The following is a 13,169-nucleotide window of genomic DNA, read 5'->3' as shown; positions in this document are numbered from 1 at the left end:
CCCGGTGTCGGAGAGGACCACCCCGATCAGCGTGGCCAGGATGCGCAGGTGACCATCGCCGGGGGCCGCCGCCAGCAGCGCCGCGAAACCGGCGACGCCGGTGGGCCGCGCAGCCCAATTGCGAGCCGGGGATTGGGGGAGCAGGTGGGGAGCATCAGGGTGCACTGAACGGCCTTCAACTGCACCAAACTGCACCCGACGGCCCGCAACTGCACCCACCCCTGCCTGCGGCTCCACGTTTTCGCAGGGCAGATTCGGTTAGGCGTCCTCTTTCCCGCGGGCCCGACTGTGCCGCTGATGAGGTGATACGCGACGATCATCCGATGCAGCGTTTCGACAGCGTCGGTGGTGACCTGGTGGCGGGCACCGCTGTCCGGGCGACGATCATCAGCCACCAGCCCTGGGGGGTCATGGCCCAGGTCCTCGGACATGAAACGGTGGGTGCGTCGGCCGACGCCGGCGTCATCGACAGCCCTTCGGGTGCACCTCGCGCACTGCCTGAGGAATACCCGTCGGTCGGAGTGCAGGTCGAGGCGGTCGTCCAAGAGATCCGCAGGTACCACCCGCCCGCCTGGATACGCCTTACGATGCGCGCCGCGGACCTGCGCGAGCTCAGCTGGCCGTGCGGATGCTGCGGCCAGCCCACGATCCTCAGTCCTGGCGGCGACGGCGTCACCGTCGACGTGCGCAGCAGCGACGGACCGGGCTGTGCTTCATTTGCCGCGCACCGCTCGTGTTTGGCCGACCGCCTCGACCCGGACTTCAACGGCGACCGCGCACGGGTTGTCGCTGTGGGACGCAACCCACCGCCGCTTGCCAGAGACGGCATCGAATCGGGTGCGGTTGGCGCGTTCGGGTGATTAGTCTGCGCGGTCCAGCGTGACGGCGCTGTGCACGGGGGTGCTCGCCCACAGTGCTTGCAATGTCGGGTGGTGCTGCACCGTCCACTCCGCTCTACCGATCGCATGGTTTCGCGCCGGGCCGGGTGGACTGAAGTTGAACCCGGTGTCCTGGACGTCGAGCTTGTCGAGGTCGGCGAGCGCGGGTGCGTCTGCGAATACCAGATCCAGGCTGACCTGCCACATTTCTGGTTGGTACCGGTCGGTCTCGGTCCAAGTTTCCTGCGCGTCGACGGCGAACTGTCGGGTGAAGCTCAGGCTGGGAAGCCGGTCGTGCCAGCTGTACCGGCCCCACTGAACAATGAAGCTATCGGCGTCGCTGTCCAGCCCTGGCTCCAGGCCGTCGACCGGCTGGGCAAGAAACTCGCGGAACGCCTTCCACGCGATCTCGACGTTGTCCACCCGGTCCGGAGTCAGGCCGTGTAGGCGTAGCAGCCCGACCAGATCTTCCGGCGACTCGCGCCATGCGATACCCACGATCCAGCCCTTCCCACCCGGAACCCATACACCCGCCCGATCAGGTGGACATCCACCCGCGCGTTCAGGCCGCCGAATCTGTGCTGCCCGCGTCGATCACAATCCGCGAGGTTCACGTCGGACACGATAACTGCGCCGTTTGGCCGGCGGCCGCCTGTGGGCCATGGGACATCGTTGCCTGCCCCGCACCCAGGCAGCGCCGCCATTGGAGCGTTGGACCTGCATCTTGGCGTACGCCCGGATGTGGGGGCATCCGCTGTCGTATCCCTGTGGTGAAGTGCGTGCCACGGGTGTGCTGTACGACTACTTCCGGGCCAACGACGACGCTGCGGCTGTCAGGTTGATGAAGGAATTCGAGGGCGGACCGTTCGCTGCCAGCCGCGGCGGCATCGCCGTGGATGCGGTTGACCTGAAGGGAATCGAGCCGACGGTGACCCTCGGGAAGCTTGTGAGCTTCGTTCGACAGGTGGACTGGGATGTGAGCCTGGTCGACCTTGAGTTGTTGTGGAGCGGGGACGAGCAGGACGGGCCGTGGCTGATGTCGCTGGACCGGGCCGCGCGGGACACCCTCGCCTCTATCAGCGACGCCCAGATGCTGGAGTTGTCGGCGCAATGGGGGCGGATCGAGGAACTGGCGTGGAGTGGGCCACTGTCTGACGACGAGATGCTGCCTGTGATCGAAAAGGTTGCCGCCCTTGCTCAGCGCGCCCGAGACGCGGGCGAGGACCTGTATTGCTGGTGCTGCCTGTGACTAACAAGGAGGCGGTGCCGGGCCCGGATAGGGGGAGCAGACTGGGAGCAACAGGGTGCCGTGAACAGCCTTGAACCGCGTCCAACGGCCCCGAACGGCGCTCAACTGCACCCACCCCTACCTGCGTCTCCACGTTCCCGCAGGTCAGAGTCGGTGCGGCGTCCTGTTTCCCACCGAAGAGGGCGCTGGTTCGGTACCAGCATCGCCCACTTTCAGTTCGCGCAGGTCAGAGGCCGCTTCCCGATTTCGGGAGGTGGCCTTTCTGCGAGCCACTCGCGGCGCCGCACACGAGCAACGACAACCCGTACAGCGCGGCGCACTTCAAGACACTGGAGTACCGGCCCGGCTTCCCCGACCGCTTCGACAACATCGAACAGGCCCGAACCTTCTGCTGGTCGGCAGGGTGCAGGGTTCGAGGGGCCCGATCTACGCTTCAGTCGTCAGTCCGAGGTCCGGATCTGCTCCAGGTAGGTCAGAGGCTCCCGGCGGAACTCCATGAGCTCCCGCAGCGCGTCCTTCTCCGCCGTGGTGATCACGACGTCCTCCTCCGACAGGGCGCCGACGAGCGTCGGGATCGCCAGGGCCCAGGCCCCGGCGCCTCCGGAGGCCAAGACGATCGGCCGGTACTTCGGGCTGATCTTGGGTGCGAGCTGGTCGGTGATCCGGCGGCTGAGCCGGTAGAAATCGATGACTTCCATGGGTCTCCCGTGGGTGCGGTGGCTAGGCCGGCGGGTTGGTGGTCACGCCCTCGCCGCTGAGGGGGTGGCCGCCGGAGATGCTGCCGTCCTTGTCCAGGGTAACGAGGCAGGTGATGCCGTCGCGGGTGCCGGTGACGACCCAGCCGTCGCCGTGAGGACGTGGCTGAGGGCGGCTGTCGGGGTTGGCGGCGATGCTCTTGAACCAGCCCTCGACCTGTGCCTTGGTGGTGCCGGGTGGGAAGAGCGTCTTGCCGGGCTCGGTGGACGAGGGCTTGTGGTCGCCATCGCCCCTGCCGTCGCCGTCCCAGATCTTGTTCATCGCCCCGTCGCCCATCTCACCGAAGCGGCGCATGTCGTACCTGGCGTCGGCGAAGTCGGGGTCGTCCCAGGGGTTGGTCCTCTTGGGTACCTCGGGCTCGGATGTGTCGGCGTCCTTCGGGCGGCCCTCCTCGGCGCGCTTGATGCCGTGCTGCTGGGCTGCTCCCACGCGCTTGGGCATCATTGCGGGGTTGAACTTGGGACGCTTGGGGCCATCGCCGCCACCGCCGTGCGGTGGGGTGGGGCCTGAGGGGCGCTTGTGGAGACCCGCCACAGCGAACAGGACCACCAGGACGGCGGTGGTCCGCAGAGCCGCCATGAGTTGTCGCATCGAGGGCCGCCTAGACGTCGAGGAGTGCGCGAAGGGCGGAGAGGCTGGCGATCAGGCCCATCAGCCAGCCGAAGATGCGGCCGGTCCAGCGGACGACGGCGACCGCGAGCTGGGAGGCGACAAGCGGTGTGGCGAAGCCGAGAGAGAACACCACCTCGGCCAGCCACACCACGACCTTGGCGATGCAGTCGGCGATGAAGGCGCGCACGACCTCCCGCACTATCTGCACCACGGTTCCCGCGCCACGGGTCGCGGCACCCATGCCGGCGGCCGTGCCCGCGAAGATCCCGGCGACGTCGATGTTGATGGTGAGGATGTCGCGGTAGGCGTCGGCCGCGGCGCCCTGCCATCCGTCGAGGTCGCCGACCAGCCGCGCCTTGAGGTCCTCGGCGATGGAGAACAGCTCACTGGCCATGTTGTCCCAGGTCATGGCGTGCGTCTCGATGGTCTCGGGATCACCGGCGAGCCAGTCGAGTGCCTGCTTCAGTGGCTCGACCTGCTCGATGGCCCACTCGATGCCCATCGACAGGAGCGTGCTGAACGGGTCGATGGCGATGGCCGCCCCGTCGAGAGCGGCGCCCAAGCCCGCGATTGAGCCGTCGATCCAGCTGCCGGAGTCGATGGCGTCCTTGATGCCCATGTAGTCGTTGGCAAGCGGCAGGCCGGTCCAGCCGTCGCGGTGCGCGGCGCTGGTCGAAGGGATGTCGGAGGTCGTGGCGACCAGTGGGTTGCTCATGAGAGGACGCCGGGCCGGCTCAGGTCGCGGAGTGGAAGGAGTTGAAGCCGTCGGTGGTCGACTCCTCGGCCCGCTCGTAGGCGTCGGCTGTTTTCTTGATTCCCGCGGCGAGCAGCGCGATGTTCTCGGCGAGCATCCCCACGCCCTTGTCCTGGTCCTGGTGGCGTCCCTCCAGGACGGGCGGTAAGAACTGGCAGAGCTGCCCGTACGCCTCGTCGGCCTGGAAGATGGTGCCGCTCGCGGCCTTGACGGCGGCGAAGCGGTCGTGAATGGCCGACATGGCTGTGGCGTGCGCGCGCAGGGCCTCGATGTCGACCTCGAACCCACCGTGCATCAGTAACGCCCCTCTTCGTCCTCGGTGTCGCCGGTCCGGAATCCGGCCAGCAGGGCCCGGCCGGTCGCCGAGTCGGCGCCGACCGTCTCCCGCACGACCTCGGCGGCGGCCTCGGCGAGCTTGACCCGCGCGTTGCGATAGGCGCCCATGATCGCCTGCTGCGTCTGCTCAAGGCCCACGCGCTGCACCCGCGCGGAGAGCCGGACGTCGGCCATCGCCCCCGTGGAGTCGACGGTGACGTCGACGATCCCGTGGGCGTCGGCGGCCGTGACCCGCAGCGCGCGCAACCCGGCACTGGCGGCCTGCGTGTCGGCGGCCCGGCGCGAGGCATTGGCCTGCCATGCCTCAAGGCGTTCCCGCGCATCCTCGGCGTCCAACAGCGGATTACCCATCGCGCCTCCGTTTCGGTTGCCGAGCAGGGGATTCGGAGGCGTCAGTGTAGCCGCGGCCCGCCACCAAGATTGCCGAGCGAAGGTCCGCATCCAACGCCTCGTCCGACGCCAGCAGCACAGCAGTAAGTACAGAAACCCGGTCAGCCGAACCGAGCCGAGCAGCGCGCCAGCAGGCCGTGCGACCTCGCATCAAGCCCGATCCAACCGGCTCGCCGAGAGTTCACACCGAAGAGGTCACTGGTTCGATGCCAGCATCGCTCACTCTCAGTTTGCGCAAGTCAGAGGCCGCTTCCCGGGTTCGGCGGTGTCACGTTCGCCGTGCCTGAGGGTTCATCTCTGTGAGCCTTGGCGATGGGATGGTGTGACCGATGGACGAGAATGAGTGGTTGGCCGCGCGCTTCGAGCAGCACCGACCCCGGCTGCGGGCGGTGGCTTATCGAATGCTCGGTTCGCTGGCTGACGCGGACGACGCTGTTCAGGACGCCTGGCTACGGCTGAGCCGGTCCGACGCGGATCAGATCGACAACCTCGGCGGATGGTTGACCACTGTCGTCGCCCGGGAGTGCCTGCACATGCTGCGCTCCCGCCGACGGCGCCGGGAGGATCCGTTCGCCACGCACCTGCCCGACCTGGTTGTCATCCCGGACGGGGACCTCGACCCCGAGCAGGAGGCGTTGCTGGCCGACTCGGTGAGTTTGGCCCTGCTCGTCGTGCTCGACCAGCTCACTCCTGCTGAGCGGTTGGCGTTCGTGCTGCACGACATGTTCGACCTGCCCTTCGAGGAGATCGCCGGCATCGCGGGCCGCACCCCGGCCGCCGCGCGACAACTCGCCAGCCGGGCACGGCGCCGGGTGCACGGTGCCGAGATCCCCTCACCCGATCCGGATCTAGCGCGCCAGCGGCAGGTCGTCCGTGCCTTCTACGCGGCTGCGTGGACCGGTGACCTCGACGCCCTCGTGCAGGCTCTCGACCCCGACGTCGTCCTGCGCACCGACTTCGGCACCGCCAGGCCGGCGACCGTCGTCCGCGGCGCGGAGGCCGTGGCCAAGCAGGCCCGCGCCCCACGCGGTGGCCAACTGCGCCCCGCCCTGGTCAACGGCGCGATCGGAACGTTGATCACCCGCGACGGGCAGCCGTTCTCTGTCATGGCCTTCACTGTCGCGGGCGACAAGATCGTCAGGATCGACGTTGTCCGCGACCCCGACCGCGTCCACCGGCTCGCGTCCGCCCTCCTGAACTCCGCCCTCCTGAACCAGGCGGAGCGAACATTGGGATGAATGCCGAGCCCCACTTCCACGGGCTGTGGGTCTGATGCCGCGTGACCGGACGGCGCGGCATCAGGCCAGGGACTCGAGATATTGCTGGGTTTCCCGCTTCTTGAAGTACTGCGCCCAGCCCGCCGGCTGCGCGTTGAACCCAGGTTCGCGGGCGGTGTGGTCGGCACCGTGCTCGACCAGCAGGCGCGCGATCGACAGCTCACCCGCTGCCGCCGCATGGTGCAAGGCGGTGGCGCCGGCGGCGGTGACACCGTTGACGCCGAAGCCAAGCTCGATGAGCAGCCGGACCGTTGACCAGTTGCGCGCCTCGGCCATCCGCGTAACCAGGTCTGCATGCCGATCGCGCAGCCCAGGGTCGGCGGACAGCATCGACCGCATCGTCGCTTCGTCGGCGGCCTCGGCGGCTTCTTCAAACTGCACTGTGTCCTCCTCGCGTGTTTGCACTCGTGCTTGTGAGCCCAGACGACGAGCCGATGTGACAGGGCGAGGTACCCGAACGCATCGTCGTGGACACGACTGGCCTAACGAGGACCGCCTGGCCTGTGGGGTCATCCATGAGTGGACGTGGCTCGGTCGCGCCTGGTAGGCAGGCGGACGTGCGAATCGTCTCCCTGCTGCCGGCGGCCACGGACATCGTGGCCATGCTCGGCCTGACCGGGCAACTGGTCGGGCGTACCCACGAGTGTGACTGGCCGCCGGGGGCTCTGGCCGACATCCCGGCGGTGACCGCGACGTCCCTGCCGGAGACCTTGACGAGCCGGGAGATCTCGGCGGCGATCGCCGGTGACCCGCACCGGGGATCGTCGTTGTACCAGCTCGACGTCGCCATGCTGGAGGGGTTGAAGCCGGATCTGATCCTGACCCAGGATCTGTGTGACGTGTGTGCGGTCTCCTACGAGCGGGTCAATGACGCGGTTGGTCTGATCGATCTCGACACCAGTGTGATGTCCCTGGAGGCGCGGACCATCGACGGGATCCTGGACACTGTCGATGCCGTGGCCGCGCTGACCGGCACCGAAGGTAGGGCGGCGGAGATCCGAGCCGACGCCGAGCGTCGCCTGGCGGCGTTGCCAGGGGCGGTGCCCGGCGCGCCGACGGTGCTGTTCGTCGAGTGGCTCGATCCGTTGATGCCTGGCGGGCACTGGGTTCCGGAGCAGATCACCTACGCGGGCGGGCGGTCGCTGCTGCTCGGGCCGGGTGCGCACAGCACCCCGCACCTGTGGTCGGTGGTAGCGGACCTGGCTCCCGAGGTGGTGGTGTTCGGGCCGTGCGGGTTCACGCCGGAGCGAACCGTCGACGAGCTGTCAGTGGCGACCGCGCAACCCGGTTGGGCGGACCTGCCCGCGGTCCGTCAGGGGCAGGTATGGGTGGTCGACGGGCCTGCCTACTTCAACCGCCCCGGCCCGAGGGTCGTCGACGGCGCGGAGATCCTCGCCGCCATCCTGGGCGGCCGTCCGGACCCCCGCGCTCGGCGGGTGCCAGTCGACGTCGGCTGACGCTGCCGCGCCCGAGTGGCGGAGGCGGACCTCCGAGGCCGATCGCCACTTGCCCCCCGGGATTCGCAACAGACCGCGCCGAGGGTCAGGCGCGTACCCCCGCTGTGGCGGCCAGGTCGACAATGCGGTCGCTCCAGCGGTCCAGCAGGGTCTGGTCGTGGGTGATGACCAGGACCCCGGCCTGCTGGGTCCGCTGGTAGTCGCGGATGACGGCGGCGACGTGCGCCTGGGTCGAGGCGTCGAGCATCGCGGTGGCCTCGTCGCAGAGCAGGTAGTCGGGGCGGTGTACGAGGGCCCGCGCGAGGCAGGCGCGTTGCAGTTGCCCGTCGGATACCGCGTGGGGACGCCGGCTGCGTAGATCCGCTGTGAGGCCGACGAGGTCGGCGAGTTCGGCCACCCGTTCCCGGACCGCCGACTCGGGCGTCCGGGTGGCGCGCAGCGGTTCGGCGATCAGATCGGTGAGGCTCAGTCGAGGATCGGCGGCGGCGCGCGGGCTCTGGAAGAGGGCGGCGACGCGGGTCCGTAGGGCGACCGGAACGGCGTACCGGACGGCGTCCACAGCGGTGCCGTCGATGCTGACCCGGCCCTGATCGGGGCGGTGCAGCAGGGCCAGGATCCGGACCAGTGTCGACTTTCCGCAGCCGGACGGCCCACGCAGTCCGACCGTCTCTCCCCGGCCGATGCGCACTGTGACGCCGTCGAGGACGACCTGGCGGCCGTAGGAGACGCTCACCTCGTCGGCGAGCAGGTGGTGCGCGCTGGTCACGTGGTGGCTCCGGTGGGGATCGGGTGGTGGCAGGCCACAGTGCCGCCGCCGGTGGCCGGTGTCGACTGTGGTCGGTCGGCGCAGGTGTCGGTGCGGCGTGGGCAGCGGGGCGCGAACGCGCACCCGGGGGGCAGCGCGGTGAGCATCGGCGGGTCGCCCGGCACCGGGCGGAAGGCCCGGTCCGGCAGGGCGTCGAGCAGCGCCGAGGCGTACGGGTGGGCCGGCGCGGTGAAGAGTTGGTCGGTGTCGCGGTGTTCCACGATGCGACTGGCGTACATCACGGCGACGGTGTCGGCGACCCGGCGTGCGGCGGCCAGGTCGTGCGTGATGAGCACGACGGCCGCGCCGTTCTCACAACGGCGGCGCAGCAGGTCGAGGGTGTGGTCCACAAGCGGCCGGTCCAGCCCGGTGGTGGGCTCGTCGGCGATGAGCAGCGACGGGTCGGGCGCCAGCGCGAGCGCGGTGACCAGACGCTGTGCCATGCCACCGGACAGCTCGTGGGGGTAGCGGTCCAGGTCCGCCGGGTCGAGCCCGACATCGACAGCGAGTTGGTCGGCGTCGGCGCGGTCGCGGCCGTGCGCCCGCAGCGTCTCGGCGAGCAGTCGCCGCCCGGTGCGGACCGGGTTCAGGGCGGTGGCCGGACTCTGCGGGACCAACCCGACCCGGCGTCCGCGTACCCTCCGGGCCAGCTCGCGTTGGCCGCAGGTGACCAGGTCGACCGGGTCGGCGCCGGGGTGGTGCAGCACGGCGTGACCGGTGGTCGTGGCGTTGCCCGGCAGGAGGCCGAGCAGGGCGTGGGCCAGGACGGATTTGCCGCAGCCGGACTCGCCCACGATGGCCAGCAGTTCGCCGGGCCGGACGGTGAGGCTGAGATCGCTGACGGCGCGCACGCGCGCGTCGCGGAGCCGGAACTCGACGCCGAGGCCGTCCACGGCGAGTAGCGGCTGGCTCGAGGTGGCACGGGGCGACGCCGGGGCGGAAACGGATTCGGTGGTGGTCACAGGTGCAGCTCCGCTCGGACCCGGGGATCGAGACGGTCGCGCCAGCGGCCGGCGAGGACCGCGATGGCGAGGGTGACGACGACGATCACCGCGCCCGGTGCCAGGCTGGCCCACCAGGCGCCGGTCAACAGCGACCCCTGACCGTCGTTGATCATGTTGCCCAGTGAGGCGAGGTGTGGCGGCAGGCCGAGGCCGAGGAACGACAGGGCGGTCTCGTGCCACACCGCGTGCGGGATCATCAGTGTGGTCGCCAGGGCCAGCCGGGGCAGGACGTGCGGCAGCAGGTGCCGGGTGAGGACCCGGAGCCGGCCGGCTCCGCCGCTGATGGCGGCGTCGATGAACGGTCGGGTCCGAAGGCTCAACAACTCGGATCGGACGATGCGGGCGGTGGAGAGCCAGTGGGTGAGCCCCACCGAGGCGATCACGGCACCGAGGCTGGGACGCAGCATGGCGACGATGAAGATGCCCAGCAGCAGGTGTGGCATCGCGGCGATGGTGTCCACGATCCGCATCAGGATCCGGTCCACCCGGCCGCCGAGCGTGCCGGCGATCCCGCCCACCACGCCCCCGAGGACTGTGGCGACGAGCGCGGCGACCGCGCCGACGAGCAGCGAGACCCGCAGCCCGTAGACCGCGCGGTGGGCCACGTCGCGGCCCAGGTCGTCGGTGCCGGCGAGGTGGGTCCAGGACGGCGCCAACCGGGTCTGGTCCAGCGCTACAGCGCTCTGGTCCAGCGGCCAGACCAGCGGAGCGAGCAGCGAGCCGGCGATGGCCACCAGGAGGACCAGGCCGGCCACCATGACACCAGCCCGGCCGGGGCGCAGCCGCAGCCGCGACCGGGTCACCCGCAGCAGCGACGGTCGGGCAGCGAGGTCAGCCATCGAGTCGTACCCTCGGGTCGGCGGCGGCGTAGGCGAGGTCGGTAGCGAGGTTCGCGGCCAGCACCACCGCCGTGGTGACCAGCGTGATCGCCGCCAGCAGTGGGAAGTCGCTGCCCAGCGCGGCGGCGACAGTGACGGCGCCGAGGCCCGGCAGCGAGAAGACCGTCTCGACCAGCACCGCCCCGCCGACCAGCTCGGGCAGGTGGGTGCCGACCAGGGTGAGGAACGGCAGCAGCGCGGTCCGCAGTGCGTGCCCGAACAGCACAGTCCGACCGGGCAACCCGCGTGCCCGCGCCGCGAGCACGTGGTCGTCGCGCATGCTCTCCGCCACCGCGTCCCGAACGAACAGCACGAACCACGGGGCCTGGGACACGGCCAACACCGCGACCGGCAGGATCAGGTGGTGCGCCACATCGGACCAGGACGTGCTGGTCGCTGTGACGTCGGTGAGCCCGCCCGCCGGCAACCAGCCCAGGGCCAGCGCGAACACGGCGATCGCGGCCAGGCCCAGCCAGAAGACCGGCATCGACTGCACCGCGTACGCGGCCGCCCGTAACGCGCGGTCGAACAACCCACCCCGCCGGTACGCCGCCAGCGCGCCCAGCAGCAGGCTCGCGACCAGGACCAGGGCGAGGGACACACCGATCAGGAGCAGCGTCCAGCCGGCCCGGGCGGCGAGCACCGAGGCGACCGGCTCGTGGCGGCTGGTCGACCACCCCAGGTCGCCCTGGACCAGGTTGCTGATCCACCGCAGGTACTGCACCGGCAGGGGGTCGTCGACGCCCCAGTTCGCGCGCAGCTGGGCCAGGTTCTCCTCACTGGCGGTGAAGGCCGCCGCGCCCGCGTACTGCTTCGCGGGGTCGACAGGCGAGGCGGCACCGAGGGCGAACATCCCGACGCTGGTCGCGGCGAGCACCGGCACGGCGACGAGGAGCCGACGCCGGACCACCGCACCGGCCCCGGCCAGTCGACCGGAACGGGTCACGACCGCGTCCAGGTCTCGATGTTCCACCAGAGGCTGTTCGCCACCCCGTGCTCGTGCGCCTCGACCCGCGGCGCCACGCCCCGAACCGAGGACTTCAGCACGTAGGTGTGCCGCAGGTAGGTGAGGAACAGCCACGGCACGTCGGCGGCCAGCTGCTTCTGGAACTGCGCGTACGCGGCAGTGCGGAGGGCGGGGTCGATCTGGTCGCGGCCCTCCTGCAGGGCCCGGTCGGTCACCTCGGAGCGGTACGAGCCGGGGTTGAAGTAGCCCTGCCCCGCGAACGTCGAGCCGAACAACTTGTACGAGACGAAGTCCGGGTCGTACGGGGTGCCGTAGCCCATCAGCAGGGCGTCGGACTTCATCCGGGGGTCGATGGCGTCCCAGGTCAGCCCCGCCGGGGTGACAGCGATGCCGACCTTCTTCGCGTCGGCGGTGACGGCGAGGGCCAGGTCCTTGCGCAGCGTGTCGCTCGCCGGGTACATCAGCGTGAACCGGGCCGGTCGGCCGTCCTTGACGCGTACCCCGCCGGGGCCGGGAGTCCAGCCGGCCGCATCGAGCAGCGCTCCCGCCGCCGTCGGGTCGGCGGTGGGCTTGCCGATGATCGACGGGTCGGCGAACTCGGAGGTCGGCGGGATCGGCCCGAACGCCGGTTCGCCGGCGCCGCCGAGGAGCCCGGTCACCATCGCGGCCCGGTCGACGGCCAGGTTGAGCGCCCGGCGGATCGCCGGGTCGGCGAGGACCGCGTTGCCCGTCGGCAGCATCACGCCGCGGTAGTCGGCGGTCGGCACCCGCTGCACGCGGTACGTGGCGTCGGCGTCGAAACCGGAGGCCAGCTTCGGCGGCAACTCGGCGGCGTCGAACTCGCCGGCGCGCATCCGCTGGGCGCGGACGTTGTCGTCGGCGACGAACGCGACCACCACCCGGTTGTTCTTCGGCCGGCCACCGAAGTAGCGCTCGTTGGCGGTGAGCACCAGGCGGTCACCCGGCGTCCAGGAGTCGACCCGGTACGGCCCGGTCCCGATCGGCTTGCGGTTGAACCCGGCGGTGTTGATGTCCTGCCCGCTGAGCAGCTTCGCCGGCACGATGCCGAGGGTGAGCCGCTGTAGGAACGGCGCGTACGGATAGCGCAGCCGGAACACCACAGTTGCCGCGTCGGGCGCGGTCACCGACTCGACCATGTCCAGGTCGGAGCGGAGCGTCGAGTCGACGGTCGGCTCCAGCACGGCCTGGTACGTGAAGACGACGTCCTGGGCGGTCAGCGCGCTTCCGTCGTGGAACTGCACGCCGTCGCGGAGCTTCGCGGTCACTGTGCGGCCGTCGGGTGACAGCTCCGGCAACGCCGTGGCCAGACCGGCGACGAGGCGGTTGTCGGCGTCCCGGCTGACGAGGCCGTCGAAGATCAGCGAGGCGCCGTCGACGCCGTAGTTGAGCACCGGGTTCAACGCGTCCGGCTCGTCGGAGGTGGCGACGACAAGCGTCGCGCCGCCGGCTGAGCCGTCGGGGTTGGCAGGGGCCGAGCACCCGGCGAGGACGAGCATCCCCGCCGCCGCGGTCGACGCCACGAGGCGTCGGAAGGTCGGACGCATCCGGGTCACAGAGGGCTCCTGTGGTGTGGGGAGGATCGTTTGTCGGGTGGGCGCGGCGCCGCAACCGTTGATCATCACGGTGACACAGTTGCAAGTCTTTGGCAATTACCAGAGACATGCAGCATGTCGCTGATCAACAACCGACCATCAGTCGGGCGGGTGGCCAGCGGCGGCGCGCCCGGTGACGGCGGTCACGACCTCATTGACTACCTGATGGTCAACAACGCCCACGGGCCATCGC

Annotated in this window: 16 protein-coding genes; 4 read left to right on the top strand and 12 right to left on the bottom strand. The window is 70.3% G+C overall.

The genetic code is table 11. The annotated features are described in order from the left end of the window. The first annotated feature begins 323 nt into the window (after positions 1–323). Complete coding sequence (locus AB0C20_RS30820) at positions 324–860, top strand: hypothetical protein (RefSeq protein WP_357569284.1); 537 nt, start codon at positions 324–326, stop codon at positions 858–860. On the opposite strand, the gene AB0C20_RS30815 is transcribed toward AB0C20_RS30820, so the two are convergent. Continuing rightward, positions 861–1,301, bottom strand: coding sequence for a hypothetical protein (locus AB0C20_RS30815; RefSeq protein WP_357569283.1), 441 nt, complete (start codon positions 1,299–1,301; stop codon positions 861–863). A 301-nt stretch (positions 1,302–1,602) separates the two neighbouring features. Here AB0C20_RS30815 and AB0C20_RS30810 point away from each other — a divergent pair, with 301 nt between their 5' ends. Next, positions 1,603–2,127: a hypothetical protein gene (locus AB0C20_RS30810; protein ID WP_357569282.1), complete on the top strand. Its 525-nt coding sequence runs from the start codon at positions 1,603–1,605 to the stop codon at positions 2,125–2,127. A gap of 440 nt (positions 2,128–2,567) precedes the next feature. Here the strand turns inward: AB0C20_RS30810 and AB0C20_RS30805 are convergent, their stop codons facing one another. The 5 genes from AB0C20_RS30805 to AB0C20_RS30785 are packed head-to-tail and all read right to left on the bottom strand — an operon-like array spanning position 2,568 to position 4,936. Beyond that, the gene (locus AB0C20_RS30805) at positions 2,568–2,825 is read right to left on the bottom strand and encodes a hypothetical protein (RefSeq protein ID WP_357189489.1); all 258 of its coding nucleotides are present in this window, start codon (positions 2,823–2,825) and stop codon (positions 2,568–2,570) included. 22 nt (positions 2,826–2,847) lie between these two features. Then, positions 2,848–3,474: a hypothetical protein gene (locus tag AB0C20_RS30800; protein ID WP_357569281.1), complete on the bottom strand. Its 627-nt coding sequence runs from the start codon at positions 3,472–3,474 to the stop codon at positions 2,848–2,850. Positions 3,475–3,484: 10 nt separating this feature from the next. Next, positions 3,485–4,210, bottom strand: coding sequence for a hypothetical protein (locus tag AB0C20_RS30795; protein ID WP_357189493.1), 726 nt, complete (start codon positions 4,208–4,210; stop codon positions 3,485–3,487). A 19-nt stretch (positions 4,211–4,229) separates the two neighbouring features. After that, positions 4,230–4,544, bottom strand: a complete 315-nt coding sequence (locus AB0C20_RS30790) for a type VII secretion target (RefSeq protein ID WP_357569280.1) — start codon at positions 4,542–4,544, stop codon at positions 4,230–4,232. Continuing rightward, on the bottom strand, positions 4,544–4,936 hold the full coding sequence (locus tag AB0C20_RS30785; RefSeq protein ID WP_357569279.1) for a YbaB/EbfC family nucleoid-associated protein: 393 nt from the start codon (positions 4,934–4,936) through the stop codon (positions 4,544–4,546). The genes AB0C20_RS30790 and AB0C20_RS30785 overlap by 1 nt, the downstream gene beginning before the upstream one ends. Before the next feature lie 368 nt (positions 4,937–5,304). On the opposite strand from AB0C20_RS30785, the gene AB0C20_RS30780 reads away from it, so the two are divergent. Next, positions 5,305–6,213 (top strand): sigma-70 family RNA polymerase sigma factor, encoded by a 909-nt coding sequence (locus AB0C20_RS30780; protein WP_357569278.1) that lies wholly within the window; start codon positions 5,305–5,307, stop codon positions 6,211–6,213. 60 nt (positions 6,214–6,273) lie between these two features. On the opposite strand, the gene AB0C20_RS30775 is transcribed toward AB0C20_RS30780, so the two are convergent. Beyond that, entirely contained in the window at positions 6,274–6,657 is a 384-nt protein-coding gene (locus AB0C20_RS30775) for an ankyrin repeat domain-containing protein (protein ID WP_357569277.1), read from the bottom strand. Between the two features lie 152 nt (positions 6,658–6,809). Here AB0C20_RS30775 and AB0C20_RS30770 point away from each other — a divergent pair, with 152 nt between their 5' ends. Further along, entirely contained in the window at positions 6,810–7,709 is a 900-nt protein-coding gene (locus AB0C20_RS30770) for an ABC transporter substrate-binding protein (RefSeq protein ID WP_357189502.1), read from the top strand. Between the two features lie 85 nt (positions 7,710–7,794). Here the strand turns inward: AB0C20_RS30770 and AB0C20_RS30765 are convergent, their stop codons facing one another. From AB0C20_RS30765 to AB0C20_RS30745, 5 genes are read right to left on the bottom strand one after another with little or no spacing between them, the layout of a single operon-like run. Next, positions 7,795–8,475, bottom strand: coding sequence for an ATP-binding cassette domain-containing protein (locus AB0C20_RS30765; RefSeq protein ID WP_357189504.1), 681 nt, complete (start codon positions 8,473–8,475; stop codon positions 7,795–7,797). Continuing rightward, positions 8,472–9,476, bottom strand: a complete 1,005-nt coding sequence (locus tag AB0C20_RS30760; protein ID WP_357569276.1) for an ABC transporter ATP-binding protein — start codon at positions 9,474–9,476, stop codon at positions 8,472–8,474. The genes AB0C20_RS30765 and AB0C20_RS30760 overlap by 4 nt, the downstream gene beginning before the upstream one ends. Continuing rightward, positions 9,473–10,357 carry an ABC transporter permease gene (locus AB0C20_RS30755; RefSeq protein ID WP_357189508.1) on the bottom strand — a complete coding sequence of 295 codons (885 nt, stop codon included), beginning with the start codon at positions 10,355–10,357 and terminating at the stop codon, positions 9,473–9,475. The genes AB0C20_RS30760 and AB0C20_RS30755 overlap by 4 nt, the downstream gene beginning before the upstream one ends. Continuing rightward, entirely contained in the window at positions 10,350–11,369 is a 1,020-nt protein-coding gene (locus AB0C20_RS30750; protein ID WP_357189510.1) for an ABC transporter permease, read from the bottom strand. The genes AB0C20_RS30755 and AB0C20_RS30750 overlap by 8 nt, the downstream gene beginning before the upstream one ends. After that, complete coding sequence (locus AB0C20_RS30745; RefSeq protein WP_357569285.1) at positions 11,339–12,928, bottom strand: ABC transporter substrate-binding protein; 1,590 nt, start codon at positions 12,926–12,928, stop codon at positions 11,339–11,341. The genes AB0C20_RS30750 and AB0C20_RS30745 overlap by 31 nt, the downstream gene beginning before the upstream one ends. Positions 12,929–13,169 lie beyond the last annotated feature (241 nt).

The sequence above is a fragment of the Micromonospora sp. NPDC048843 genome (assembly GCF_040649965.1).
Taxonomy (GTDB): Bacteria; Actinomycetota; Actinomycetes; order Mycobacteriales; family Micromonosporaceae; genus Micromonospora; species Micromonospora hortensis.
The sequence above is the reverse complement of the archived record's forward strand: the minus strand, read 5'-3'. Positions and strand labels throughout refer to the sequence as shown.